Annotated in this window: 24 protein-coding genes; 14 read left to right on the forward strand and 10 right to left on the reverse strand. The window is 69.9% G+C overall.

Features of this window, described 5'->3' with window-relative positions; genetic code table 11:
• The first annotated feature begins 81 nt into the window (after positions 1–81).
• Genes ACIBGM_RS15315 through ACIBGM_RS15330 form a run of 4 tightly spaced genes read left to right on the forward strand, consistent with a single transcriptional unit; the run spans position 82 to position 2,101 of the window.
• A complete protein-coding gene (locus ACIBGM_RS15315; protein ID WP_396385863.1) occupies positions 82–639 on the forward strand; it encodes a CGNR zinc finger domain-containing protein in 558 nt (185 codons plus the stop codon).
• Positions 636–1,352, forward strand: coding sequence for an AzlC family ABC transporter permease (locus ACIBGM_RS15320; protein ID WP_396385864.1), 717 nt, complete (start codon positions 636–638; stop codon positions 1,350–1,352). Before ACIBGM_RS15315 ends, ACIBGM_RS15320 begins: the two co-directional genes overlap by 4 nt.
• Positions 1,349–1,645 carry an AzlD domain-containing protein gene (locus ACIBGM_RS15325; protein ID WP_360518681.1) on the forward strand — a complete coding sequence of 99 codons (297 nt, stop codon included), beginning with the start codon at positions 1,349–1,351 and terminating at the stop codon, positions 1,643–1,645. The genes ACIBGM_RS15320 and ACIBGM_RS15325 overlap by 4 nt, the downstream gene beginning before the upstream one ends.
• A 48-nt stretch (positions 1,646–1,693) precedes the next feature.
• Positions 1,694–2,101 carry an ArsR family transcriptional regulator gene (locus ACIBGM_RS15330; protein WP_396385865.1) on the forward strand — a complete coding sequence of 136 codons (408 nt, stop codon included), beginning with the start codon at positions 1,694–1,696 and terminating at the stop codon, positions 2,099–2,101.
• Here ACIBGM_RS15330 and ACIBGM_RS15335 read toward each other — a convergent pair.
• Genes ACIBGM_RS15335 through ACIBGM_RS15345 form a run of 3 tightly spaced genes read right to left on the reverse strand, consistent with a single transcriptional unit; the run spans position 2,089 to position 5,160 of the window.
• The gene (locus ACIBGM_RS15335) at positions 2,089–3,324 is read right to left on the reverse strand and encodes a hypothetical protein (protein ID WP_360518687.1); all 1,236 of its coding nucleotides are present in this window, start codon (positions 3,322–3,324) and stop codon (positions 2,089–2,091) included. The two genes, ACIBGM_RS15330 and ACIBGM_RS15335, sit on opposite strands and share 13 nt — an antisense overlap.
• A 53-nt stretch (positions 3,325–3,377) precedes the next feature.
• Positions 3,378–4,124, reverse strand: coding sequence for an esterase family protein (locus ACIBGM_RS15340; protein WP_396385866.1), 747 nt, complete (start codon positions 4,122–4,124; stop codon positions 3,378–3,380).
• Positions 4,084–5,160, reverse strand: a complete 1,077-nt coding sequence (locus tag ACIBGM_RS15345; RefSeq protein ID WP_360518693.1) for an alpha/beta hydrolase-fold protein — start codon at positions 5,158–5,160, stop codon at positions 4,084–4,086. The genes ACIBGM_RS15340 and ACIBGM_RS15345 overlap by 41 nt, the downstream gene beginning before the upstream one ends.
• 64 nt (positions 5,161–5,224) lie before the next feature.
• Between ACIBGM_RS15345 and ACIBGM_RS15350 the strand changes: the two genes are divergently transcribed.
• From ACIBGM_RS15350 to ACIBGM_RS15360, 3 genes are all read left to right on the forward strand, one after another.
• Entirely contained in the window at positions 5,225–5,569 is a 345-nt protein-coding gene (locus tag ACIBGM_RS15350; RefSeq protein ID WP_360518696.1) for an MmcQ/YjbR family DNA-binding protein, read from the forward strand.
• Between the two features lie 121 nt (positions 5,570–5,690).
• Positions 5,691–5,894, forward strand: coding sequence for a hypothetical protein (locus ACIBGM_RS15355; RefSeq protein ID WP_396385867.1), 204 nt, complete (start codon positions 5,691–5,693; stop codon positions 5,892–5,894).
• Positions 5,895–5,951: 57 nt separating this feature from the next.
• The gene (locus ACIBGM_RS15360; protein ID WP_396385868.1) at positions 5,952–6,389 is read left to right on the forward strand and encodes a hypothetical protein; all 438 of its coding nucleotides are present in this window, start codon (positions 5,952–5,954) and stop codon (positions 6,387–6,389) included.
• 220 nt (positions 6,390–6,609) lie between these two features.
• Here ACIBGM_RS15360 and ACIBGM_RS15365 read toward each other — a convergent pair whose 3' ends face one another.
• Together ACIBGM_RS15365 and ACIBGM_RS15370 are read right to left on the reverse strand one after the other, a co-directional pair.
• Complete coding sequence (locus ACIBGM_RS15365; RefSeq protein WP_360518808.1) at positions 6,610–7,350, reverse strand: response regulator transcription factor; 741 nt, start codon at positions 7,348–7,350, stop codon at positions 6,610–6,612.
• Positions 7,347–8,708, reverse strand: a complete 1,362-nt coding sequence (locus ACIBGM_RS15370; RefSeq protein ID WP_360518699.1) for a histidine kinase — start codon at positions 8,706–8,708, stop codon at positions 7,347–7,349. Before ACIBGM_RS15370 ends, ACIBGM_RS15365 begins: the two co-directional genes overlap by 4 nt.
• Before the next feature lie 175 nt (positions 8,709–8,883).
• On the opposite strand from ACIBGM_RS15370, the gene ACIBGM_RS15375 reads away from it, so the two are divergent.
• The 3 genes from ACIBGM_RS15375 to ACIBGM_RS15385 all read left to right on the forward strand — a co-directional run bounded on the left by ACIBGM_RS15375 (position 8,884) and on the right by ACIBGM_RS15385 (position 10,444).
• A complete protein-coding gene (locus ACIBGM_RS15375) occupies positions 8,884–9,585 on the forward strand; it encodes a D-alanyl-D-alanine carboxypeptidase family protein (RefSeq protein ID WP_360518702.1) in 702 nt (233 codons plus the stop codon).
• A 27-nt stretch (positions 9,586–9,612) separates the two neighbouring features.
• On the forward strand, positions 9,613–9,984 hold the full coding sequence (locus ACIBGM_RS15380) for a hypothetical protein (RefSeq protein ID WP_360518705.1): 372 nt from the start codon (positions 9,613–9,615) through the stop codon (positions 9,982–9,984).
• A 73-nt stretch (positions 9,985–10,057) separates the two neighbouring features.
• Positions 10,058–10,444: a pilus assembly protein CpaE gene (locus tag ACIBGM_RS15385; RefSeq protein ID WP_360518708.1), complete on the forward strand. Its 387-nt coding sequence runs from the start codon at positions 10,058–10,060 to the stop codon at positions 10,442–10,444.
• An 18-nt stretch (positions 10,445–10,462) separates the two neighbouring features.
• Here ACIBGM_RS15385 and ACIBGM_RS15390 read toward each other — a convergent pair whose 3' ends face one another.
• From ACIBGM_RS15390 to ACIBGM_RS15400, 3 genes are read right to left on the reverse strand one after another with little or no spacing between them, the layout of a single operon-like run.
• Positions 10,463–11,458 (reverse strand): hypothetical protein, encoded by a 996-nt coding sequence (locus tag ACIBGM_RS15390; RefSeq protein ID WP_360518711.1) that lies wholly within the window; start codon positions 11,456–11,458, stop codon positions 10,463–10,465.
• Complete coding sequence (locus ACIBGM_RS15395) at positions 11,455–16,191, reverse strand: ATP-binding cassette domain-containing protein (protein ID WP_396385869.1); 4,737 nt, start codon at positions 16,189–16,191, stop codon at positions 11,455–11,457. Before ACIBGM_RS15395 ends, ACIBGM_RS15390 begins: the two co-directional genes overlap by 4 nt.
• A 29-nt stretch (positions 16,192–16,220) precedes the next feature.
• Positions 16,221–16,937, reverse strand: a complete 717-nt coding sequence (locus ACIBGM_RS15400; RefSeq protein ID WP_360518717.1) for a hypothetical protein — start codon at positions 16,935–16,937, stop codon at positions 16,221–16,223.
• Positions 16,938–16,999: 62 nt separating this feature from the next.
• On the opposite strand from ACIBGM_RS15400, the gene ACIBGM_RS15405 reads away from it, so the two are divergent.
• Both ACIBGM_RS15405 and ACIBGM_RS15410 read left to right on the forward strand, forming a co-directional pair.
• Positions 17,000–17,407 carry a hypothetical protein gene (locus ACIBGM_RS15405; RefSeq protein ID WP_396385871.1) on the forward strand — a complete coding sequence of 136 codons (408 nt, stop codon included), beginning with the start codon at positions 17,000–17,002 and terminating at the stop codon, positions 17,405–17,407.
• Positions 17,407–18,750 carry an aromatic amino acid lyase gene (locus ACIBGM_RS15410; RefSeq protein WP_396385872.1) on the forward strand — a complete coding sequence of 448 codons (1,344 nt, stop codon included), beginning with the start codon at positions 17,407–17,409 and terminating at the stop codon, positions 18,748–18,750. Before ACIBGM_RS15405 ends, ACIBGM_RS15410 begins: the two co-directional genes overlap by 1 nt.
• On the opposite strand, the gene ACIBGM_RS15415 is transcribed toward ACIBGM_RS15410, so the two are convergent.
• Positions 18,747–19,778: an ABC transporter substrate-binding protein gene (locus ACIBGM_RS15415; RefSeq protein ID WP_396385873.1), complete on the reverse strand. Its 1,032-nt coding sequence runs from the start codon at positions 19,776–19,778 to the stop codon at positions 18,747–18,749. The two genes, ACIBGM_RS15410 and ACIBGM_RS15415, sit on opposite strands and share 4 nt — an antisense overlap.
• Before the next feature lie 208 nt (positions 19,779–19,986).
• Between ACIBGM_RS15415 and ACIBGM_RS15420 the strand changes: the two genes are divergently transcribed.
• A complete protein-coding gene (locus tag ACIBGM_RS15420) occupies positions 19,987–20,649 on the forward strand; it encodes a hypothetical protein (RefSeq protein WP_396385874.1) in 663 nt (220 codons plus the stop codon).
• 73 nt (positions 20,650–20,722) lie between these two features.
• Complete coding sequence (locus tag ACIBGM_RS15425; RefSeq protein ID WP_396385875.1) at positions 20,723–21,199, forward strand: DUF1992 domain-containing protein; 477 nt, start codon at positions 20,723–20,725, stop codon at positions 21,197–21,199.
• On the opposite strand, the gene ACIBGM_RS15430 is transcribed toward ACIBGM_RS15425, so the two are convergent.
• The gene (locus ACIBGM_RS15430) at positions 21,192–23,294 is read right to left on the reverse strand and encodes a thiamine pyrophosphate-dependent enzyme (protein ID WP_360518736.1); all 2,103 of its coding nucleotides are present in this window, start codon (positions 23,292–23,294) and stop codon (positions 21,192–21,194) included. The genes ACIBGM_RS15425 and ACIBGM_RS15430 overlap by 8 nt on opposite strands.
• Between the last annotated feature and the right edge of the window lie 7 nt (positions 23,295–23,301).

Here is a 23,301-nt window from a genome sequence, read left to right on the forward strand (position 1 = left end):
CCGCCGCCTGACACGCGATCCGGTTGCGTCTGCGTTGCCTAACGACTCATGATGCAGTTTGAGCGTTAGGAAGGGACAGGCATGGGCGAGTACCGGCCAGAGTTGGTCGGCGGGCACTTGGCGCTCGATCTGGTCAACACCGTGGCCTGGCGGTTGGACGTACGGCGGCGCGTCGACCGGATCGCCGATCCGGTGAACCTGCGGAAGTGGCTCGCGGCGACCGGATTCGACCCGGTGGCCGGAGCCAGAGAGATCCAAGGGGACGCCCTGAGGCATTGCCGCGAGACGGCGTACGCGGTCCTGCATCCGCTGGCATTGGGCGACGAGCCGGAGGCCGGCGATCTCGCCGTACTGCGGGAACTGATCGAGGACGCCGTGCGCAACGCCTCGCTCGTCAGCGCGCAACCGCTCACTTGGCGGGCCGGGACCGTTCAGGAGCAACTGCGGCTGGCCGTCTGGCGGCTGTTCGAGGACGAGGATCTGAGCCGGCTGCGGCAGTGTGATGACGGCGACTGCGGCTGGCTCTTCCTGGACCGCAGCCGGAACGGGTCGCGCCGCTGGTGCAGCTCGGCGGACTGCGGCAACCGTGCGCGGGCTCGCCGGCACTATCAGCGTCGCCAAGCCGAGGTGTCGGCATGATCGAGCTCCGGCGGGCCGGCCTCGCGGAAGGAATCAGGCTCGGGCTCGGGCCGGCGGGCGCCGCTTTCGTGCTGGCGTTGAGCTTCGGCGCCGAGGCGGAGGCCGAGGGATGGGGCGTTGGCCTGCCGGTGCTGTTCTCGGCGCTGGCGTTCTCCGGATCGGCGCAGTTCACCTTGCTGACGGCGCTGTCCGGCGGCACCGTGGTGGCCGCGATCGCTTCGGCGGCGTTGATCAACGCGCGCTACCTGGTGATGAGCGTCGCGCTGAACGACAGCCTGCACGGCAGCCGACTGTCCCGGGCGTTGCAGGCACAGGCGCTGGTGGACGCCTCGTTCGTCTTTGCCCACCGCAAAGACGGCGGGTACGACGTGTCTCGCTTGATCGGCGCCAGTCTGCCGCAGTGGGTCCTGTGGGTGCTCGGGACCGCAGTGGGTGCGTTGGGTGCGCCGTCGGCCGATCTGATGCACGAGCTCGGGTTGGACGTCGTGTTTCCGGCGTTCTTCCTGGTGCTCGCGCTGGAAGAAGTACGGCGCTCCCGCCGCGCGCTCGCCGCAGCCCTGCTCGGAGCGGCCGTCGCGGCCGGTCTGCTGCTGGTGACTGAACCGGGCTACGCGCTGCTCGGAGCCACCGCGGCCGCGTTGATCGGCCTGATTCCGGAGCGCGGATCGGAGCCTGACCCTGAGCCTGCCGTGACCGAGGAGGAGACGTCATGAAGATCTGGCTGGCCGCCTTGGCTGTGACGGTCGTCAACTGGCTGATGAAGGCCGGCGGCCCGCTGCTGATGGGCGAGCGCAGGTTGCCGTCGGCAGCTGTCCGGGTCGTCGGCCTGGTGGCGCCCGTACTGCTCGCTGGGCTTATCGTCACCGAGCTCGGCGGCGAGCACGTGGACTGGACCCAGCTCGCCGGAGTCGGCGTCGCCGGGATCCTCTCCGTCCTTAGAGTCCCCCTCCTGCTCGCCGTCGCCGCCGGCATCGCCATCACCGCCGGGATCCGGATCTTCGTCTGAGTGGCGCTCCGCTTTTCAGAAGCTACGTAACTACGTACTATCCACAGTGTGGAAGACGCTGTGGACAACCGGCTCGCCGAGCTGGAACGGCGCATCGCGGCGCTGGAATCCGCAGCGGGCGTGAGACGCCGGCCGGGGCGTGGGCAGGCCGAAGGGGCCCGGGCGCTCAGGGCGCTGCGGGACAGGCCGGAGTGGTCAGGGGTGGCGCCGACGCTGGCGGCGCTCGGGAACCCGGTGCGGCTGACGCTGTTGCGCGAGATCGTGCGCGGTCACGCGACCGTCGGCGCGTTGACCGCGCTGGACGGGCTCGGCACGAGTGGGCAGATCTACCACCATCTGCGGCAGTTGAGCGCCGAGGGCTGGCTGCACAACCCGAGCCGCGGGGTCTTCGCGATCCCTCCGGCTCGGGTCAGTGCGTTGCAGGGGATTCTGGTCGCGCTGGATCAGTTGGACTGATCGGCGAGCCAGAGGTTGGTGAGGCCGCGGAAGTGGGCGAAGAACTGGTCGTGCTCGTGCTCGGGGTAGGTGGTCGTGACGGTGTCGCGGAGCAGGCGGTCGAAGTCGGGGCCGGCGACCCAGTCGCGGAGCCGGGCGTCGAATTCGCCCAGGTGCTCCGCGCACCACTCGTGGTATTTCGCGGTCTCGAAGTGCTCGTCGGCCAGCGCGAGGTACCCGTTCAGCTTGGCGTCGTAGTCGAGCGACTCGTCGTCGGCGATCTCGAAGTACCGCTCGGTGTGCAGGTCGACCTTGCTCCGCCGGCCGGTCGCGAGCGAGAAGACCGACCACTTGACCAGGGCGCTGATCGCCCACGGGAAGTAGTAGTGCAGTGAGGTGACCGCGACGTCCGGGCAGGCGTTGGCGTAGTCGATCGGGTGCACCGAGTCGCCCTTCACCAGCATCTCGCAGGAGTTGAACTCCCAGCCGAAGAACGCGTTCACGATCCGGCTGATCGCCACCGCCTGGTGTCCGGCGGACGGGCTGAGGAAGTCGTGCGAGACGGCGTACCGGTTGTGCATCGGCTCGTCCGGCCGGAAGTCCATCACCATCGTCTCGGCGCCGATCGACAGCGCCCGGGCGAACACGTCGTACTCGATCGTGGCCTGCAGGTGCATCAGCATCTCGCCGGACTGGTCGTACGCGCGGTGCAGGTCGACCTTGTTGTTGATCCGGGACACCCCGCGCCAGCCGCCGCCGTCGAACGGCTTCATGTAGAGCGGGTAGCCGAGGTCCTCGGCGATCGCGTCCAGGTCGAAACCCTTGTTGTACTTCGCCGACGTGTACGCCCAGCGCACGTTGTCGACCGGGTTCTTGTACGGCACCAGCACGGTCCGCGGGATCTTCAGTCCGAGCCGCAGCATCGCGCAGTACGCGCTGTGCTTCTCCATCGCCTGGAACGTGAACGGCGAGTTCAGCAGGTAGGTGCCGTTCATCAGCGCGGCTTTCTTCAGCCACTCGCGCGGGTGGTAGTACCAGTACGCCAGCCGGTCGATCACCAGCCCGACCCGGACCGGGTCGGTCAGGTCGAACGGCTCGATGGTCAGCCGCCGGGACCCGAACTCGTGCTCGGTCCCGTCGATCGTCACCGGCCCGACCCGCTGCAGCAGCGCCTCGAACGCCTGCGGCCAGTCCTCCTCGGCCCCCAGCAACAACCCGATCAGATGACGCGGACGGTCAGCCATGGTGCTCCTTAACGTCAAGGAAGGAAAGCTAGGAGGAGAGGGTGGGTGGACTCCTAGCAGAATCGGGGTAGGTGGTGGGCGATCTGCTGTCGCCACCAGGGCCAGTCGTGCGCTACGTCGTACCCCCACAGGTCCAGCTCATGCGGGATGCCCTTCTCGGCCAGTACGGCGGCCGTCGCCCGCGCGGACGGCAACGAGCCGGTCGGGTGCGTCTCCCAGTCGCCCTGGCCGACCGTGAGCAGGATGAAGATCCGCTGCCGCAGCCAGTCCAGGTGGTCGCCGTCCAGGTTGGGCAGGTAGTCGGCCGGGTTGTTGAAGTAGGTCGCGTCGCCGCGCTCACCCCATGCGTGCCAGCTGGCCGCGTCGTAGTTGCCGGACTGGCAGATCGCGACCGGGAACAGGTCGGCCCGCTTGAACGCGAAGTTGAGCGCGTGGAAGGCGCCCAGGCTGCAGCCGGTGGTGATGATGTCGCCGGCGCCGGGGGAGTCCGCGCCGATCGTCGGCACCACCTGGTTCACGATCCACGACTCGTACAGGCCGTGCCGCCGGGCCCGGTCCTCGAGCTGGATGCTGCGGTCGGACCAACTGACGTGGTCGTAGGAGTCGACGCAGTACAGCTTCACCCGGCCGGCCTCGATCAGGTCCTTGACCGCGTCGACCATGCCGTTGTTCTCGTAGTCCCAGGCGCGGCCCTGCTCACTGGGGAAGACCAGCACCGGGCGGCCGAAATGGCCGTAGCGGATCACCGTGCCGGGACGGTCAAGCCCCGGCGCCTCCAGCTCGACCTGTTCCCGCTCCATCAGCCTCACCCCAGGCGCGTCGCAGTAGATCCGTGAGATCAGGATCCAGCACATCACGCCAGGCTGTGAAGTTGTGCATGTCCGGCGTTTCGCCGAACTCCACCCGCAGGCCGAGCTCGGCCAGCTTGGCGGCCATCACCCGGTTGTTGTGGACGTTCTCCTCGGTGCTGCCCGCGGTCATCCCGACCAGCGGCGTCCCCGGGGCCGTGGTTGCCGACAGCACCTGCTTCACGAACGCGGTGACCTGGGCAAAGAAGTCGAACTTCGACTCCTGCGGGTCGGTCTCCGGCGTGAAGAACGAGCCTGACTGCAGGAACAGCCCGTCGAACGTCCCGGGGTGGTTCCACTCCGCGTGCAGCGCCGCGAGGGCGCCCAGGCTGGCGCCAGTGATCACCGGCCTCCGGCTCCGGTACTGCGTCTGGATCGCAGGCAGCACGTGCTGTGTCAAGGCCTCGGCGTACTGCGGATTGGCGGCGTACCAGAGATTCCGCGACGTCGGGTGGATCAGGGCGAGCCGGAACGGCGGGAGGGTCCCGTCGGCGACCATCGCGCCGGCGTAGTGCGTCAGGCCGGCGTACGCGGCGAACTCGGGGCCGTCGTGGGCGAGCAGCAGCGGCAACTCGAAGGTCGGCGCGATGCCCTCGGGGGCCCACACCTGGACGTCGATCTGGCCGACCGGGGAGCTGACCGACTGCGGGGTCAGCGTGGACGCGATCGGCGGCGTGGCGATCCAGGCGGGCTCGACGTACCCGGGCAGTGGGAGCCAGGAGTGCTCGCCGAACGCGCCGCCGACGACGCGCGGGTTGGTCGGATCGGTGCGCATCCCCAGGTCGGCGATGTCGAACAGGTACTCCATCCGGTGCACGGACGGTCGCGGCAACCGCAGCTCCCAGCCGTAGTCGACCGGTTTGAACTCCAGCAGCTCGGCCTCGAGGCCCAGCTCCTGCCACAACTTGACCCCGGTGAAGGCATGCGAAGCGTCACCGAGGCGGAAGACCACCTCGGCGCCTTCGACCGCGCTCACCACACTGGGCATCAGACCACCGTACAGGCGGAATCACTGACATCCCCTGTCAGTGATCGCCGTCTATCGTTGGACCGTGGTCGATCTCACGGATATCAGGGAGCTGACGGCGGACCTGCCGCGCAGCTACGAGGTGCTGGTCCGGGACCAGATCAAGTTCCGCGTCGGGCAGCTCGTCTACCTGGCGCTGTCGCGCGACGAGAAGACGATGGGGATCGCCTTCCCCAAGGAGGAACGCGAGGCCGCGCTGGCCGCCGAGCCGCACAAGTTCTTTCCCCCGCGCCCCGCCGACGAGCGTTACCGCTGGATCCAGGTCCGCCTCGAAGCCCTCGAGTACGACGAGCTCCGCGAGCTGATCCTGGACGCCTGGGCCATGTGCGTGCCAAAGAAGGTCCGCGCCGCCTACTTCGCCGAGGACTGACACCGTCAGCTCACGGCTGGATCACGTCCCGGTCACGGACTGCTGTCGTCGCGACACGGAATGCCGCTAGGTTGATCCTTCGCCGCCGTACTGACTGGAGCTCGAGCTCTCCGCGGTCGGGGTGACGACGCAGCTGGTGTCCTACAGCCCGCGGGGCGAGGGGATGGACGCCAACCGGGCCGGGCGGGACGCGTGCGACCGGCGCGGCGTGGTCTTCTTCGCCGGTCGTGGCCAGGTCGACTTCCAGGCGTTCCTCGGCGGCGTCCAGGATCGCTGCCGGACGAAGCCGCCGTACATCCTGGCCGGGGACGACGTCACCAAGTAGGTCGCCGATCGCGCGGTCAGCGGTGGGAACCGGTCGATCGCGTTCCAGTACCTGGCGTTGTCGCTAGCCCCGGACCTGCTGGCCGACGCGCCGGCTGAGTCGAGCGACTTCTACGCGCGGCTCGCGGAGCTGTTCCCGTACGAGGCGACCGACCGCGGCCGCAGTCTCGACGGTCACGCTGCATTGAGCTACGACGCGGCGTACTCGGTGATGCTGGCCGTCAGCTACCTGCGGCGGGACAGCATCGCGGTCAACGGCGGTACGGTCTGGTCGGCGCTGCAGTCGATCACCGATGCGGGCGGGGCACAGCGCGGGTACCAGGGCGTCACCGGCCGGATCGACTTCGGCGGCAGCGTCCTGCGCCGCGTCCCGATGGACAAACCCGGTGCCATCGTCACCTTCCGCGAAGGCCGCCCGGTCCCCACCGCGACCCTGGTCTGCGGCGTCCCCGACGACTCACCCCCGTGGTGCCCCCGCGACGAGCACCTCCGGTAGTCAGGGGCCGAGGGCAACCACCTCATCCTCAGGTAGTAGACCGAAACCGTCCTCAGGACCGATGGGCGAGGGCTCTTCGCCAAGCACCCTGGAGGTATGACCGGAGACTTCCTACCCCACCGCCGCCAGGCGTCCGCCGAAACCCAACTCCTGACAGTCCTCGTCCTCCTGGCAGCCGGCGCCCTGGCCGTCTACCTGTTCGCGTAGCGGGTGGGGGACTTCAGCTGTCCCAGCGGAGGTCGGCTTCGCCGGGGCGGACTACGCCGGCTTCGTAGGCGACTACTACGGCTTGGACCCGGCTGGAGAGGCCCAGTTTGGACAGGACGCTGCTGACGTGGGTTTTGACCGTGGTCTCGCTGACGAAGAGTTTCGTGGCGAGGTCGCGGTTGGACAGGCCGCGGGCCATCCAGACCAGGATCTCGCGTTCGCGTTCGCTCAGCTGGCCGAGCAACCCGGTCCAGCGACCATCGGGCTGCGGTACGGCGGCCGCCGTCGTACCACCGCCGACCTGGCGCTCGAGCTCCATGCACCGCTCCAGCAGCACCCGCGTCGACGCCGGGTCGACCAGCGAGTCGCCTCGGTACACCGCGCGCACCGCCGACACCAGCAGATCCGGATCAGTGTCCTTCAACAAGAACCCAGAAGCCCCCGCACGCACCGCACTCAGCACGTAGGCCTCGTCGTCGAACGTCGTCAGCACCAGTACGGCGGGACGCGACCGCCCGGCCGCCTTGTTCGCCGTCGTGATCCGCTCGGTCGCGACCAGCCCGTCCATCACCGGCATCCGGATGTCCATCAGTACGACGTCCGGGTCGTACCGGTCGATCAGCCGCAGGGCCTCCTCGCCGTTCTCGGCCTGGGCGATCGTGGTCAGGTCGGGCTCGTGGTCGAGGATCATCGCCAGGCCCATCCGGATCACACCCTGGTCGTCGGCGACCAGCACCTTGATGTCGTCCGTCACGTCTGCGGCGGCAGCCATGCCTGCACCCTCCATCCACCCAGTGGTCCGGCCGCGACGGCCAGCGTGCCGCCGACCGCCGTCGCCCGTTCCCGCATCCCGATCAGCCCGTTGCCGCGGCCGCTCTCGCTCCGCCGGGCGGTCTCCAGCACGTTCACCGGCGGCGGTCCGCCGCTGCCGTTGTCGTCGATGGTCAGGAGCTCACCCTGCGGTCCACTCTGCCAGGTCACCTGAGCCGCGGTCGCCTTCGCGTGCACCATCACGTTGGTGAGCGCCTCCTGGATGATCCGTACGGCGGTCAGGTCGGTGACCGACGTGAGTTGCCGCTGCCGGGCGGGCAGCGTCATCGTCACGTCCACCCCGACCGCCTTCAGCCGATCGCCCATCCGCGCCACGTCGGCCAGATCGGGCACCGGCGTGGTCCCGCCTCCGGACCCGGCCGGAACCTCGCCGGCCGCCGGCGAGGCCGTGTTCAGCACCCGGACCGTCTCCCGCATCGCGGTCAGCGCTTCCTTGCCACTGGCAATGATCCAGCGGATCGCCTCGCGCAGCACCTCGGGCCGTTGGTCGGCCACTCGGTCGGCAGCCTGGGCCCGGATCACCACCGCGCTGACGTGGTGTGAGATCACGTCGTGCAGGTCGCGGGCGATCCGGGTCCGCTCGGCGACGGCGGCCCGCTCGGCCTCGACCGCGCGCAGCCGGACCAGCTCGGCGTTCCGGTGCTCCAGCAGGGCGACGCTCTTGCGCCGCCGGCGGGCGTCCGCGCCGAGCAGCACCATGCCGCAGATCAGCGCCTCGGCGAACACGAACAGCGAGACGTCGATGTAGCTGTAGAGACTCGGCAGGTCGCTGGGCAGGTTGCGGTACCGGTCGCCGTACAGGATCGCCCGGTTCGCGTTGCCGAGCACGATCGCGACCACGGTCGGCAGGCCGATCATCAGCCCGGCCAGGCTGCCCATGGTGAAGAACAGGCAGGTGAACCGCCGCACGCCGCTCGACGCGGCCAGGTACCCGACGACCAGCAGGGGGACCAGGTGGATCTCCGACTGCAGCGCGGCGTCGCTGATCTGCGGCTGGCCGAAGATCGTCAGCCCGACCTGCGCGGCCAGGCCGGTGCCGACCGCGGCGTACAGGAACGGGTAGAGCACCGAGACGATCACCAGCATCGTGCGTGGCGTCCGCCGGCCGAAGGCGACCGTGGCGACCAGGAAGATGCCGGTGACCACCGAGACCATCGGGTTCTGCGGGCGCAGGCCGCTGTCGTTGATCAGGCTCAGCGCCGCGAACCAGCCCAGCCCGATGACCGCAGCGAGCAACAGATCCTGCTGCAACTGCGGTAACCGGCGCCAGGCACTCCACACGTCGCCCAGCGTAGTCAGACTGTGTTTGCCGAAGCTTCATCTGCCCGGACGGGCGGCCTCTCCAACTTTTGGAGGAGGCTGAGCGTCCGAATTGATACTCAGGGCCTACTTCCGGGTCCCGATGACGGTCCCTGGGGCCGATGCGACCGCCGCCGGAATCCGAGAGGCTCTACCCATGAGAAGCGAACAGCCGCCGCGCCGGACCGGCTCGGTGCGGATGCGGTTGCTGTCCGTGACGGGGTTCGGGGTGGTGGCGCTGGCGGTGGGGTCGCTGCTGCTGTGGCACGGCCAGATGGGGGAGCTGTTCGGGCTGGCCGCGGACAAGGAGCCGGTCGTCTCGAGCGTCAACGCGCCCGCCGTCTCCGAGCCGCCGGTCATCCTCGTCACCCCGACGCCCACCAGGAAGCCGGTCAAGACGCCGACGAAGACTCCGACCAGGTCGCCGAGCAAGACTCCGACCAAGTCGCCGACGAAACCGACGTACGGCGAGGAGAGCATCAACGGGTTGTCGCCGACGCTGAAATCCCGGCTGAAGAAGACGATGACCGCCGCGAAGGCCGACGGCGTGACGCTGCGGATCACCTCCGGCCGCCGGTCCAAGGCCAAGCAGCAGCGGCTGTTCGACGAGGCGGTCGAGAAGTACGGCTCGTACAAGGCCGCGACCCGCTGGGTGCTGCCGCCCAAGTACTCCGCGCACGTCGAGGGCAAGGCCGTGGACATCGGTCCGGCGGCCGCCATGCAGTGGCTGAACAAGAACGGCTGGCGCTACGGCGTCTGCCGCCGCTACGACAACGAACCCTGGCACTTCGAAGCGCTGAGCACCCCCGGCAAGAAGTGCCCGCCGCGCGAACCGTACGCGCGGCCAGTCGCCGACTGAACCGACACCCGAGAACAGGAGCCGACCATGACCATGACCTACGCGCAGCCGCTACCCCGGCGCTACACCCGCACCCGGTTGACCGTCCCGGCGTTGTGGCGCCAGGTGATCGGCGGCAGCGAGCAGGGAGCTGAGACGACCGTGCCGGAGCCGGATCGGTCCGCGCACACGCAGCTGGAGATCTACGACGGCGTCTTGGCCGCGTTCGAGCGCCGCGACGAGGTCGGCGAGGTGCTGAAGAGCTCGGCGGACCGGGCAACCGTCGTACGGCGGCTGCGGGAGCGGCTCGGACTCAGCCAACTGCAGGCGAGCACGCTGGTCGACCTGCCGTTGACCACCGAGTGCCGGGACCGGATCGCGCACCGCGCTGCCGAGCTGCGCGCCGCCCTGAACCGCTGAACCAACTGTCCAGGCCGGCCCCGCGGCTCGCGGCTGAGGTGCGGGGCTTGATCGGCTTGGGGAGGATGGAGACGTGATCACGATCGAGCAGGCCGGGCGACTGCGCAAGGCCGGGGTGCTGTGGGCGCCCGCGGCCGGGGATCGATTCGTCGTGCCGGACCGGGACATGGACGAGGACGTGTTCGTGGTGAGCGACATGACCGTCGAGGTGCACGACTACCAGGGCAGCAAGGTGATCGGCTTCAACGGCACCACGGAGTGGGCCCTGGACAGCATCGAGCAGCGCGAGGTGATCTGGCTCCCGCGCGAGGAGCAGCTCCGCGCCCTCCTCGGCGACCACTTCCGCACCCTCGAGGCCGTCCCCGGCGGCTACCGGGTCGGGCTCTCCGACAGCTCCCACTCCGCCGACGACGCCGAGCAGGCCTACGCCAAGGCAGTCATCCACCTCCTGGGCGCCTGACAACCACGACGCGTCACGTCAGTAGCGGCGCGGGCCGCGACGGTAGGGAACGAAGGTGGCGGGCTCCTCGTTGCCGATCCAGTCGCCTTCGGCCAGGCGGCGACGGCTGGTCTCGAGGTCGAAGGACAGCCAGCCGGCGAGCTGCGGATGTGCGGGGTGTTGCCACAGGCCGTAGGGGCCGCGCAGCGTCTCCAGGTAGTCGACCAGGTCATGGACCCGGCGGTCCTGCGCGGACAAGCCACAACGAGAAGCAAGGTCGAGCAGGAACGCCAGATCGAAGGTGGCGTGGAACGTGACCTGTCCCATCGCCGGTTCGAGCCCGACCAGCCGAGAGACCTCCCAACCGAGCGTTGCCGCGTCCCGGGTCTCGCGGGCGAGGAGGTGGTCGACGCCGATTCGGGCGACGTCCGATCGCCGTCGCTCCGGGTGCATCGCCAGGCAGGCAACGGCGCCGGTCGTCGCCGATCGGCAACCGAGCCCGCGGGTGAGCCGGCGGTACTCCTTCTCGGGCGGGGCCGGACTACCCGCCTGACCGAGGTCGGCTTTCGGGCCGGCAGGCCAGGATCCGTCGTCGAGGCGAACACCGAGGAGCCATTCGTACGCGCGCTCGGCACGGGGGTCGGTGGCGAGGCCGGCGGCGGCGATCCCGCGCAGCGGTACCGCGGTGTGCATGGTGATGAAGCGGTGACCTTCGAGCGGGCCAGGGCCGGTCGGTGTCATCGACCATGAACCATCTGGCTGCTGGTCGTCGAAGATCTTCTCGATCGCGGCCGTCATGGCGGGCCCACGGTAGCCGAGGTGGGCCAGCTGGCAGAGCAGATAGCCTGCGGCGTACGGGTGGGCCTCGGCTGCTCTCAGCCGCGCGACGAGTACGTCGACCTCCGCGCTCCGATCGATCTCGCTACGCCACGCGGCGACCTCGGGGTCCTCGTCGCCGGCGCCCTGGAGTTCGCGGGCGGCCCGCCAGCGCAGCGACGGGGACGGGTCTCCGAGGAGCAGGGCGCCGATGTTCATGGCAGCACCGCGGCGAGATGGGGTGCAGTGGCGGTGTCGGCCTCGGCGAGAGCGTTGGGTGGGCCCTCGAAGACGATCCGGCCCCCGTCCGGGCCTGCGCCCGGGCCGAGCTCGATCAGCCAGTCGCACGCGGCGAGGACTGCCGGGTCGTGCTCGACGACGAGCACGCTGTTGCCGGCGGCGATGAGAGTGTCGAGCGCACGGACGAGCACTGCGACGTCGGTGGCTTGAAGGCCGACGGTCGGTTCGTCCAACACGTAGAGGGCGGCTGCCCTCGCCGGACGGGCGAACTCCTTCGTGAGCTTGAGCCGTTGCGCTTCGCCGCCCGATAGGCTCCAGCCCGGTTGGCGTACGGCGAGGTAGCCCAGCCCGAGTGCGACAGCGGCGCCGCCGACCCGGCGTACGGTGTCGAGGTCGCCCCACTCGTCGACCAGCTCGGCGATGGTGAGCCCTTCGATGTCGGCGAGGCTTCGGTCCCGGTGAAGCAGGTTGGCGGTCTCGTGGCGATACCCGCATCCGCCACAGGCGTCGCAGGTCTGGGGCACCGACGGCAGGAACGACATCTCCTGCTGCCACACGCCTTTGCCCTTGCAGGCGTCGCAGCCATAGGTCAGGTTCTTGATCGTGAGGCCCTGCTCGATGGCCGACTCGCTCGCGGCGAACTCCTTGCGGACGGCGCTGATGAGCCCGAGGAACATTCCCGGTGAGGTGATCTCGGCACGGGACTGGTCGGCCACGACCGTTCTCTCGGGCGCGCCCGAGATGGCGTCGTGGTCACCGGGCCGGACGCGGATCACGCCGCGGCCAGGGATGGTGGTCTTCGGTCGGGTCAGGCCCAGCGCGATGGTGTCGGCGACGAGCGATGACTTGCCGGACCCGGACACCCCGCAGACGCCGACCAGCACGCCGAGGGGAACGCGAACGTCGAGTCCATCGAGGTTGTTCTCCCGCGCTCCGGTGATCTGCATCCAGCCTGCCGGCTCCCGGCGGTGGTCGCGGTGGATCGCCGGGCCGGCTCCGTTCAGAATCGCCCGCGTCACCGACTGAGGGCTGTCCAAGCTGACGACCCGACCGCCCGATCTCCCCGGACCGGGGCCGATCTCGATGACGTCGTCGGCCGCGCGGATGAGTATCGGGTCGTGCTCGACCGCGATGACGGTGTTGCCGGCGGCCCGCAGTTCGGTCAGTGTCCCGGCCAGGGCGGTCACTTCCGACGGGTGCAGGCCCCGGGAGGGTTCGTCGAGCAGCACGGTCATGCCGACCAGTCCCGCGCCGAGCACCGATGCCAGCTTGATGCGTTGTGCTTCGCCGGCCGACAGGGTCCAGGTTGTCCGGTTCAGCTGCAAATAGCCCAGCCCAACGGCACGCAGGAAGCCGAGTCGGCGCAGCGCGACGGTCCGGGCCTCTGCTGCCTGCCGATCGCCGGGCACGTCCATCGCGGTCAGGATGGCTTCCACTTCGGCGAGCGGAAGCGAGAAGAGCTCATCTCGCCCGTGTCCGTGGAGGCGGATCGCCAGGTACGGCGCACGAAGCCGCCGACCGCCGCACTCCCGGCACGGAGACCTGGTCGAGTCCTGGCCGCCGACGTCGTTCAGGGCCCAGGCGTTGAGCCCGCGCCAGGACGCGTCGCCGTACAGGACGGCCTGCTGGGCCTCGGCGCTCAGCTCTGCCCACGGGGTGCGGTCCAAGTCGAACCGGTAGCGCTCGGCCAGCGACCCCATCGGCGGCTCCTCGCCGCGGGTAGTGCCGAACCAGGCCAGACTGCCGCCGAAGACGCCGCCGGAGAGGGGCGCATCCGGGTCGACGATCAGTTTGGAGAAGTCGAACTCGTGCTCGACTCCGAGTCCCAGGCACTGCGGACAGGTCGACGCCGGTGAGCCCACCAGATGCCGTGGCTCGATCGGCACCGCGCTGGTGGCGCAGCCGTCGCAGATCCACGCTGCTTCGGGCTTCGGGGACGTTCGCCGCATGGTCCCGCGGCCGCAGGCGAGGCAGGTGCGGACACCGGCCCGGGCGATGATCACGGCGAGCAGGCGGTCGAGGTCGCTGGACCGGCCGACGGTGACCCGGTCGGCATCCCAGACGTAGAAGCCCGGCCCGCGCCCGTCGAAGATCCGGCCGGACGGTTCGATGCCCATCGTCGGGCCGAGGCCAGTGACTGAATCGACCGGAGCCTCCGGTCCCTCACGGACCGACTGCCGCTCGTACACCGACAGGCACTCGAGCAGCCGCCGGGTCGCCTCGGACTCGACGACGTCGTGGACCAGTGACGACTTGCCCGACCCCGACACGCCCGTCACCACGGTAAACCGGCCCTTGCCGAAATCCACGTCGACATCCTGCAGGTTGTGGGCGCGGGCGCCGCGTACGCGGATGGCATCGCTGGACAGTCGGTCGGGGCGCGGCTTGGCGCGCGGACGAACCCGCGGCTGCTTCTCGGCAACCGGCGGGCCGCAGTGTTGCAGACGCCCGCCGTCGGGGCCGCCGCCCGGGCCCAGGTCGATGCGCCAGTCCGCGACGGCGATCACGTCGGGCTGGTGCTCGACGACGACCACTGTGCAGCCGCTGTCGGTCAGCCGGTCGAGCACCTCGAGCAGACGATCGAGATCGCCAGGGTGCAGTCCTGTAGTGGGCTCGTCGAGCAGTACCAGGTCACCGGCCCGCGCCTTGGCCACCTCGCGGGCCAGCCGCACGCGCTGAGCTTCCCCGCCGGAAAGGCTCGGAGATGGTTGCCCGAGCGTCAGGTAGCCCAGACCGACCTCCTGCAGAGACCGCAGGATGCGGGTCACCGAGGGATGTTCTGCGAAGACCGCGTGGGCCTCGTCAACGCTGAGCGCCAACACATCGGCGATCGACCGACCGGCCCAGGTCGCCTCCAGCACTTCGGGGCGGTAGCGCCGGCCGTCGCAGGCCTCGCACGGAACCCAGATCGGCGCGAGATAGCTCATGCCGATCGCCACCGACCCCATCCCCTCGCAGTCCGGGCAGGCGCCGTCGGCCCGGTTGAAGGTGAAGTCCGACGCGGGGCGTCCGGTCTCGTTCGCGAAGACGTCGCGGATCCGGTCGAGCACCTTGGTGTACGTCGCCGGGTTCGACCGCGGGTTGTTGCCCAGCGGCGCCTGATCCACCGCACGAGCCCGCTGCGCCGGCGCCTCGAACGTCGTACACCCGACTGGCCCACGCTCGCGCAACGACGCCAGCAGCACCTCGTGGCACAGGGTCGTCTTGCCTGCTCCTGACGGCCCGGTGACCACCGTCAGCGATCCGAGCGGGATCTCGCAGTCGACGTCGCGGAGGTTGCGCAGGCTTGCCCCGGTGATGCGGATCCGGTCGTCGGATGCCGGGCGTCGCGATCGATGCCGACGAGCGCCGGCAGAGAAGCTGATGCCCGACGCCGTGCCCGCCCGCCACAGATCCGCGGGCGGGCCCTGAAACACCAGTCGTCCTCCGGCGCCTCCACCGCGAGGGCCGATCTCCACGACCTCGTCGGCCATGGCGACAGCCAGCGGGTCGTGTTCGACCATCAGCACCGGACCGGGCAGGGCCACGATGGCGTCGAGCAGTCGACCGAGATCGCTGTGGTGCAACCCGATGGTCGGCTCGTCGAGCACGTGCAGCAGATCTTCGAGACGCCCCGAGAGAACGACAGCGAGCCGGGTACGTTGCGCCTCACCGCGCGACAGCGTCGGCATCGACCGGTCGAGGGCGAGATAGCCAAGGCCGAGTTCCTGCAACGGACGCAGACGCCGCAGTACCTCGTCCTGGATCCGTCGAGCCCGCGACCCGAGTGGGAGCCGCTGCACGAATTCGAGGACCTCGGTCACCGATCGACCGGTCAGCTCCGCGAGCGTGACGCCGGCGATGCGATGTGACGAGGTGTCGTCGTCCCCGCGGAAGGCCGACGGCGCGAGTGGTCGGACCCAACTGCCGCATTGCGGGCAGATCGGCGCCCGCAGTACCGGTGTGCCACCAAGCAGCACCTCAGGTCGGCCCAACGCGTCGGCCCGCTCGAGAGTGGCCCGGACCTCGGCTGCCGACAGGTCCGGCCGAAGAGTGGCCACTCGTACGACGACGTCGTGCGGCAACGCCGGGTCGAGGCGGGGCACGCGACTCCTCGACGTCGCCGCCCACCGACGTCCGTCGACAGTCACCTGGGCGAACTCTCCCCGGACACCTGCGAGCAGGCGCGTGTGACTCCCCACCAGCCCTCGTACGATCGCGACCTCGACGTCGAGGCTGTCGTTGCGGGCGAGCAGCTCCAGCGCGGCGGTCAGGCGCTCCTCGGCGGACAGCGCCCGGACCGGCACATGGCACTGCGGGCATTCGACCTCGGCGAACCGCGAGTACAGGATCCGCAAGAACGGATGCAGCCCGACCGATGTCGCCAGCGTCGAGGCCGGGTTCCGGTTGAGGACGTTCTGGGCAACTGCCACCGCAGGCCCAAGGCCCTCGATACGCCGGACCTGCGCAGCGGGAACCCGCGCTCGGTTTCCGCCGAGCGCCAAGGACTCGACGAAGCGCCGACGCGCCTCGGCGTAGACCACGTCGAACGCCAACGACGACTTCCCCGACCCCGACACCCCGACGACGGCGGTCAGCCCCGGCCCGAAGGACACATCGACATCGCGCAGATTGTGCTCAGCCGCGCCGTGTACGTCGAGGAACCGCCCGCTCCGGCGCCTCAGTCCACGACCCCGCTCGCTCGCACCGTCTCCCGCGATTCGGCGAACCATCCCGCCATCCTTGCAGCTCCGTGCTGCCGTCACCTCGGCGTCGTGGGTCTCCAGTACTGCTTCTTGTCCCTGTCCTTCAGCGTGAAGCCGAGCTTGGACACCTCGCCCCGGAGCTCACGGAGATCGGCCTTGCCTTTGTCCCCGTCGTCGAAAGCCTTCGCCCGTGCCTTGAGTACGGCGTTCACCGCCGGCGGCAACTCGGGTTCGTCTTCCACCCACCGGCGGAACCGGTCGGCGTGCGGATCACCGCTCTCGGACCACGGGTAACCCTGTGCCCGGAACGCCCCGGGGATCTGCCTGGCCTCGGACTTCTGCTGGTCGTGCTTCTCCCGCGCGAGCTCGCGCGAGGTCGAGTCCTGCAGCACGATCTCCTTGCCGTCCAGGAACGCGACCGCCACCTTCTCCCGCGGCACCGTCACGGTCTTCTGGTTCTTCAGGAACTCCACCGACTGCCGGGTGATCGTCACCTTCAGCATGTCCTCGAGCGCCATCGCGGCGAGCAGCACGCCGGCCAGCAGCCCGATCACGATGCAGATCGCGCCGACCCACCAGGCGTCCCAGCCGGCGATCAGCTTCAACGGTCCCTGGAACGGCGCCCAGTCCTTGCTGCTCGCCCAGTCCGCGATCCGCGGCAGGAAGGACCCGAGCACCAGCCCGACCAGCGGGAACCCGCCGAACAGGACGACCTTGTCCACGGTCGAGTGCCCGATCACCGTGCGGTCGGGAGTGTGCGTCGTCGGGCCCATGGCCCGAACCTAGCGTGGCGGCGAGAAACTTTAGTATCGAATGACGACGACTGGAGGAGCCCTTGACGGAAGGGATCTGGCTGCGGTTTCTGAGCGGTCCGGGCATCGACGGGCTGGGGTTGACCCGGCTGGAGATCGTGGACGCGGTCGAGGCGGCGGTGCGCGAGCACGGCGAGGGCCGGACCAGCTTCGAGCCGCGGGTGCACCTGATGCCGAACAACGGCGGCATCGGCCAGTCCGGGCGGTTCGGGGCGCTGCGCCGGCACGTCGACACCGGCCGGCTCTCCCCGCAGACCTTGTACGGCGAGATCGGCGAGATCGTGGCCGGGCGCAGACCCGGCCGGGAGAACGACGCCGAGCGCACCCTGTTCTGGCATCGCGGGCAGTCCTTGCTGGACGTCGCGATCGCACACCTGATCCTGCGGAAGGCCGAAGCGGCTGACGCCGGCACGATGCTCCGGTTCCACTGATGCTGATCACCGACCCGGCGGACCTCGACCCGGCAAGCCCCGAACCGATCGAGCTCTCGTCCGCGCTCCTCGACCGCCTCGCCGCCATCCGGTCCGAGCTGCTGGCCGCTCTGGCAGCCGGCGAACCGGTCTACGGCGTGAACACCGGGATGGGTGCCCTGAGCAAGCGTCGCCTCACCGACGACGAGCAGCGCGTGCACCAACGTAACCTGCTGCTGGGCCGCGCGGTCGGCGGTCCTCCCTGGTTGCCGGCGGACGAAGCACGCGCGGTGCTGATCGGCCGGCTGCGCACGTTCCTGACCGGCGACGCGGGCGTCTCCGTCGAGCTGGTTCAGCAGTTGGTTGCCTACATCAACAGTGGTCGAGTGCCCGAGATCCCGGTTGCCGGGGCCGGATCGGCCGGCGAGATCATCCCGTTGGCCCACGCCTTCGGCTCGCTCGATCTCGACCTCGGACCCAAGGAGGGCATCGCGCTACTGGCCGGCATCCCGGGTGCGACCGGGCGGGCCGCTCTCCAGGTGACCCGCGCCCGCCGGCTGGCCGACCACCTCACCGCGGTTGCCGCCGGGGCGATCGCTGTGATCGGCGCGAACCGCGATCCCTATCACCCGCTCGCGGCGCGTGGCGACGAAGTGCTCGCCGACGAGCTCGCTCGCCTCCGCGAGCTGGCCGGCCCTGAGCCCGAGCCGCGGTCGCTGCAGGCACCGGTCTCCTTCCGCGTAGCCGGGCCGGTGAATGCGCACGTATGGCGGTCCGTCGACCGGCTCGCGGAAGCCGTCGAGCGGGCGTTCACCGGGGTCACCGACTCACCCGCCTACCTGGACGGCGAGTTCGTCGGCACCGCGGGTTTCCACGGGATCGACCTCGCCGCGCACTGTGATCACCTGACCGCGGCCCTCGCCCACTCCGCCGAGGTCTCCGCCGCACGACTGCACCGGCTGCTGGATCCGGCGGTGACCGGGCTTCGCGCCCAGCTTGCTCACGATCCAGGCCCGCAGGCCGGACTGGTCGCCGTACACAAGCGCGCGGTCGCCACCAGCCACGCCCTCCGCCGCCTGACGTTGCCCACGGCAATCAGTACGGCGGAGACGTCGAACGGTCAGGAGGACGTGCAGAGCTTCTCGTGGGAAGCGGTCGGCGTGCTCGCCGACGCGGTGCGCCTGACCCGTGAAGTCACCGCCTGCGAGCTGCTCGCCGTCCACCAGGCCTTCGCCTTGTCCAAGCGGACGATCCCGCCCGGCCTTCAGGAACTGATGCGCGCCGTCGCGGACGTCGTACCGCCGATCGAAGCCGACCGGCCGTTCGGGAAGGACCTGACCAGACTGCTGGAGTCGGTGCTCTAGGCCTGGCCGGCCACGGCGTTCTTCAGCTGCGGGACCAGCAGCGGCAGCACGTACTTGATGCCGAGCGGACCGCCGATCGAGAAGGCGCTGGAGAACTCGCCGCTCGGTGTCGCGGTGTTGATCACCGGCGGGCCGCCCCAGTAGGCGACGTGCTTGGCCTTGACCGCGGGGAGCGCGTTGAACAGCTTGTCGTTCACCACGGCCGGGTCGAGCTTGCCGGAGCCGTCGAGCGCGGCCAGGTAGATCAGGTCGGCGTCCATCTTGCCGGTGTGCTCGGGCGAGATCTTCACGGAGAAGTCACCGTTGTCCATCGCGGCGATCTGCGGGTTGGGCTTGAAGCCGAGTGAGGTGAGCAGGTGCATCCGCGGATCGGACGGGAGCCAGGCGTGCAGGCTGTCCGACGTGTAGACGCCGGCGGTGATGGTCTTGCCGGCGAACTCCGGGTTGGCCTTGGCGGCGTCCGTGATCAGCGCCTGGGTCTCCTTGACCACCTGCTCGCCCTGAGCCGTCGTACCGGTGGCCTTGGCGATGGTGGTGACCTGCTGCTCCCAGGTCGCGCCGTACACGTTCTTGGTCCCGGCCGGGGCCGCGATGGTCGGTGCGATCGCGTTGAAGGTGTCGAACTCCTTCTTGTCGTTCGTCGAGTTCACGTAGAGAATCAGGTCCGGCTTCAGCGCGGCGATCTCCTCGAACTTCGGCTCGAACGCCTGCAGCGACTTCGAAGCCGGCCGGTCGCCCAGTTCCGCCTTCACCCAGCCGCGGGTGCCCGGGTAGCCGAACCAGTCGGCGCCGCCGATCGGCACGACCCCGAGCGCGATCGCGGCCTCCATGTCGCCGCCGCCGATCGCGACCACCCGCTGCGGCTTGGCCTTGATCGTGGTCGAGCCGAAGAGGTGGTCGATCGTCACCGGGAAGCCCGCGTCACCGGCGCCGGACGGGGTGTCCTGGGTGTCGCCCGAACCGCAGGCGCCGAGTGTGAGGGCCGCGACCACGAGCAGGGCGGCGGATCGAAGACGGGACAGCGGCATGACGGACCATTCCTCCGAAGTGTCGGTCGAGGAAGGTAAGCCTAACCTGACTCGTTTGACGTGTTCAGTCACGGGTTGATCGGGAAAGCCAGTGCGACACGCGGACCGCGCCGAAGTCGCAAGTAGCCTGCGCCGGGTCTGTGTCGTTGACCCAGGTGCCATCCACTAGCCTGATTCGGGCTTTCGTCGGCGGAGATGGAGGAGTTCGTTGAAGCGGTTCGTGGTCCCGCCGACCTGGCCGTCGCCGCCCCGCCGGAGCTGGGTCCCGCCCAAGACGTGGCGTCCCGACCCGTCCTGGCCGCCGCCGCCCGAGGGCTGGCGGTTCTGGGTGGACGGCAAGGGCAACCCGGTCCGCGGACCGGTCGGCCGGTACGGCGGTCCGACCCGCAGGGCGATGTACGCCGGAGCCGGCGCGATGGTGCTCCTGCTCGGCGTGAACTTCTGGGCGTTGTCCGCGATCGGATTGTTCGGCGGGGACTCGGGTGGCACGCAGGCGGTGCGCGTCGCCGACGACAGTTCGCCGACGCCCACCGTCGTACCGCCGAAGGTTACGCAGTCGACGCCGGCGCCGCCGCCCGTGCAGAAGACGACGGTGGCGCCGACCCGGAAGCCCACCCAGACCCCGACCCGGCAGCCCACCAAGTCGCGGACCACCGAGCGGGAGTCGGAGGATCGCTCCGAGCCCTCGCCGACCCGGACGTCGACCACGACGAAGACCGTCCGCCCGCCGCGGTCGAGCACGAGCACACCCCCGAGCCGTGAGGAACTGCTCCGCCAGTACTGCATCCAGCAGGGCTACGACCCGGAGTGGTGCGACCCGGACAACTGGCCCACCAACCCGGCCGACGACCCCCGCCACGAGGAGCCCTGAGCGACCCGGGCCCCGCGAAATTCCTTGTGACTGCGTTCACAAGCGGGTAGAATCCCTTTCGGGAGGTACCTGGATGACCGAGCGCAAGCCACCGGGCATGAGTACCCAGGACTGGGTCGAGGCCCAGCTCAAGCGGGCCCAGAACGCCGGTGAGTTCGACAACCTGGCCGGGGCGGGCAAGCCGCTGACCAAGCTCGCCAACCCGCACGATCCGGACTGGTGGGTGAAGGACTTCATCCGCCGCGAGAACATCGAGACCGAGGCGCTGCTGCCACCGGCGGTCCTGCTCCGCAAGGAGAAGCAGCAGGTCCACGACAAGGTGCGTGGGATGCGGCGCGAGTCCGAGGTCCGCGACTACCTGGCCGACCTGAACCAGCGGATCCTGGTCAGCATCCGCGACACCACCGGACCGGTCGTCCCGGTCGGCACCGTCGACGAGGATGCGGTCCTCGACCAGTGGCGGGCCGAACGGCCTGATCCGGCCCGGACACCGGAGTCCGAGCCTGAGCCGGAGCAGAAGAAGTCGATCTGGCAGAAGCTGTTCAGCTGAGCAGTTCGCGCGCGGCCGTCTCGATCTCGCGCTCGCTGACCAGCACCTGGTGGGCGGCCGCGCCGAGCGGGACGTAGGAGTCGTAGCTCGCGACGCGAGCCAGCCGGCCGGTGTACCCGTAGTCGATCAGGGTGGCCAGGACGCCCTCGGAGACGCCGCCGGACCGGCGCGTCTCGTCGACGACCAGCACCCGCCCGGTGGCGTTTGCCTCGCGCAACAAGTCGTCGACAGGCAGCGGCGCCAGCCAGCGCAGGTCGAGGACCCGGACTCCGGGCACGCGCGCCGCCACACGGAGACTCATCGGGGCGCCGTTGCCGAAGGTGACGATGGTCAGCCCGGTCCCGTCGCCGTACGTCCGGCCGCGTCCGATCGGCACCGGTTCATCGCCGTACGGCGTCAGCCACGCGTCGTCGCCGTCTTCGTACAGGTCCCGGCGGTGGTAGAGCGCGATCGGCTCGAGGAAGACGCACACCGTGCCGGACGAGCGGGCTGCCGCCGCGCACGTGTGCAGCATCGCGGCCGCGTCGTCGGGCCGGGACGGTGACGCGATCACGATGCCGGGGATGTCGCGCAGTACGCCGATCGCGTCGTCGTTGTGGAAGTGGCCGCCGAAACCCTTCTGGTAGCCGTAGCCGGCGATCCGCAGCACCATCGGGTTCGAGTACTGCTCCTGCGAGAAGAACTTCAGCGACGCCGCCTCGCCGCGCAACTGGTCCTCGGCGTTGTGCAGGTAGGCCAGGTACTGGATCTCCGGAATCGGCAGCAGTCCGGACACCCCGGCACCGAGCGCGAGGCCGAGGATCGACTGCTCGTCCAGCAGGGTGTCGAAGACGCGTGCCGGCCCGAAAGCCTTCTGCAGTCCGCGGGTCACGCCGTACACCCCGCCCTTGCGGCCCACGTCCTCGCCGAACACCATCGCCTCCGGGTAGGACGCGAGTACGTCGGTCAGCGCCCGGTTGATCGCCTGGCTCAGGGTCAGCCGCTCAGTCGTCGGGCGGCGGTCAGGCAACGACTCCTCGATGCGTTGGGCATCAGGGAAGCGCAGTGGCGCGGCGACGGCCTCGGCGGAGGACAGCTGCGGCAGGCCGGAGACCTCAGCCGCGATCCGCATCACCTCGGACCGCTTGTCCTCGTACAGCTCGATCACGTCGTCGGGTGTGTACCCGGCGCCCAGCAGGAGCCGCGCCGTACCGAGCAGTGGGTCGAGCTCCTCGTCCGCGGCCAGTTCGCCCGGCGAGCGGTACGCCGCCTCCACGTCGGAGCCGGCGTGACCGAGCAGCCGGACGGTACGGAGCCGGAGGAACGCCGGTCGCCGGTTCCGCCGGACGAAGGTCGCGGCCTCGGTCGCCATGGACAGCGCGGCGGCCAGATCGGTGCCGTCGGCATCGAAGTACCGCAGGCCGGGGCGCTGCCCGTACGCCTGCCGGATCCAGCCCTCCGGAGTGCGCACACTGATCCCGATCCCGTTGTCCTCGCAGACCAGCAGCAACGGCATCGGCAGCCCCTGGTACGACGCGTGCAGCGCAGCGTTGATCGCACCGGTCGCGGTGGAGTGGTTGACCGAGGCGTCGCCGAAGCTGGTCACCACGATCGCGTCGTGCGGCCACGGCGACGGCACGCCGAGTTTCGCCGACCGCGAGATCGAGAACGCCACGCCCATCGCGCGCGGCAGGTGGGACGCGATCGTCGACGTCTGCGGGATGATCGCCAGGTCGTGCCGGCCGAACACCTTGTGCCGGCCGCCCGCGATCGGCTCGGCGGTGGCGGCCGCGACGCCGAGCAGGATGTCGCGCAGGCCTTCCTTCGAGCCGCACTGCTCGGCGCGAGCCAGGTAGAACGCGCCGGACCGGTAATGCAGCAGCGCCGGGTCGGTGGGCTGAAGGGCCGCGGCGACGGCGGCGTTGCCCTCGTGGCCGGCCGACCCGATCGTGTAGAACCCCTGGCCCTGGGACTGCATCCAGCGGGCGGCCAGGTCGGCGTGCCGGCTGCCGAGTTGGGCGTCGTACAGGCTGCGGAGCAGCTCGTCCGGAAGGTCGCCCGGTGTCGGCTTGAGCCCGCGGACCCGGTCGGCGAACCGCTCGTCGACGCTGGTCACGACCGGC

It is taken from the genome of Kribbella sp. NPDC050470, assembly GCF_044458365.1.
Classification (GTDB): Bacteria; Actinomycetota; Actinomycetes; order Propionibacteriales; family Kribbellaceae; genus Kribbella.

Coding starts and splice junctions, on each gene's coding strand:
- ACIBGM_RS15315 (WP_396385863.1), top strand. CDS start 82: ATGGGCGAGTACCGGCCAGAGTTGGTCGGCGGGCACTTGGCGCTCGAT.
- ACIBGM_RS15320 (WP_396385864.1), top strand. CDS start 636: ATGATCGAGCTCCGGCGGGCCGGCCTCGCGGAAGGAATCAGGCTCGGG.
- ACIBGM_RS15325 (WP_360518681.1), top strand. CDS start 1,349: ATGAAGATCTGGCTGGCCGCCTTGGCTGTGACGGTCGTCAACTGGCTG.
- ACIBGM_RS15335 (WP_360518687.1), bottom strand. CDS start 3,324: ATGGCTGACCGTCCGCGTCATCTGATCGGGTTGTTGCTGGGGGCCGAG.
- ACIBGM_RS15340 (WP_396385866.1), bottom strand. CDS start 4,124: ATGGAGCGGGAACAGGTCGAGCTGGAGGCGCCGGGGCTTGACCGTCCC.
- ACIBGM_RS15345 (WP_360518693.1), bottom strand. CDS start 5,160: ATGCCCAGTGTGGTGAGCGCGGTCGAAGGCGCCGAGGTGGTCTTCCGC.
- ACIBGM_RS15375 (WP_360518702.1), top strand. CDS start 8,884: ATGAGAAGCGAACAGCCGCCGCGCCGGACCGGCTCGGTGCGGATGCGG.
- ACIBGM_RS15380 (WP_360518705.1), top strand. CDS start 9,613: ATGACCATGACCTACGCGCAGCCGCTACCCCGGCGCTACACCCGCACC.
- ACIBGM_RS15390 (WP_360518711.1), bottom strand. CDS start 11,458: ATGAACATCGGCGCCCTGCTCCTCGGAGACCCGTCCCCGTCGCTGCGC.
- ACIBGM_RS15395 (WP_396385869.1), bottom strand. CDS start 16,191: ATGGTTCGCCGAATCGCGGGAGACGGTGCGAGCGAGCGGGGTCGTGGA.
- ACIBGM_RS15400 (WP_360518717.1), bottom strand. CDS start 16,937: ATGGGCCCGACGACGCACACTCCCGACCGCACGGTGATCGGGCACTCG.
- ACIBGM_RS15410 (WP_396385872.1), top strand. CDS start 17,407: ATGCTGATCACCGACCCGGCGGACCTCGACCCGGCAAGCCCCGAACCG.
- ACIBGM_RS15415 (WP_396385873.1), bottom strand. CDS start 19,778: ATGCCGCTGTCCCGTCTTCGATCCGCCGCCCTGCTCGTGGTCGCGGCC.
- ACIBGM_RS15425 (WP_396385875.1), top strand. CDS start 20,723: ATGACCGAGCGCAAGCCACCGGGCATGAGTACCCAGGACTGGGTCGAG.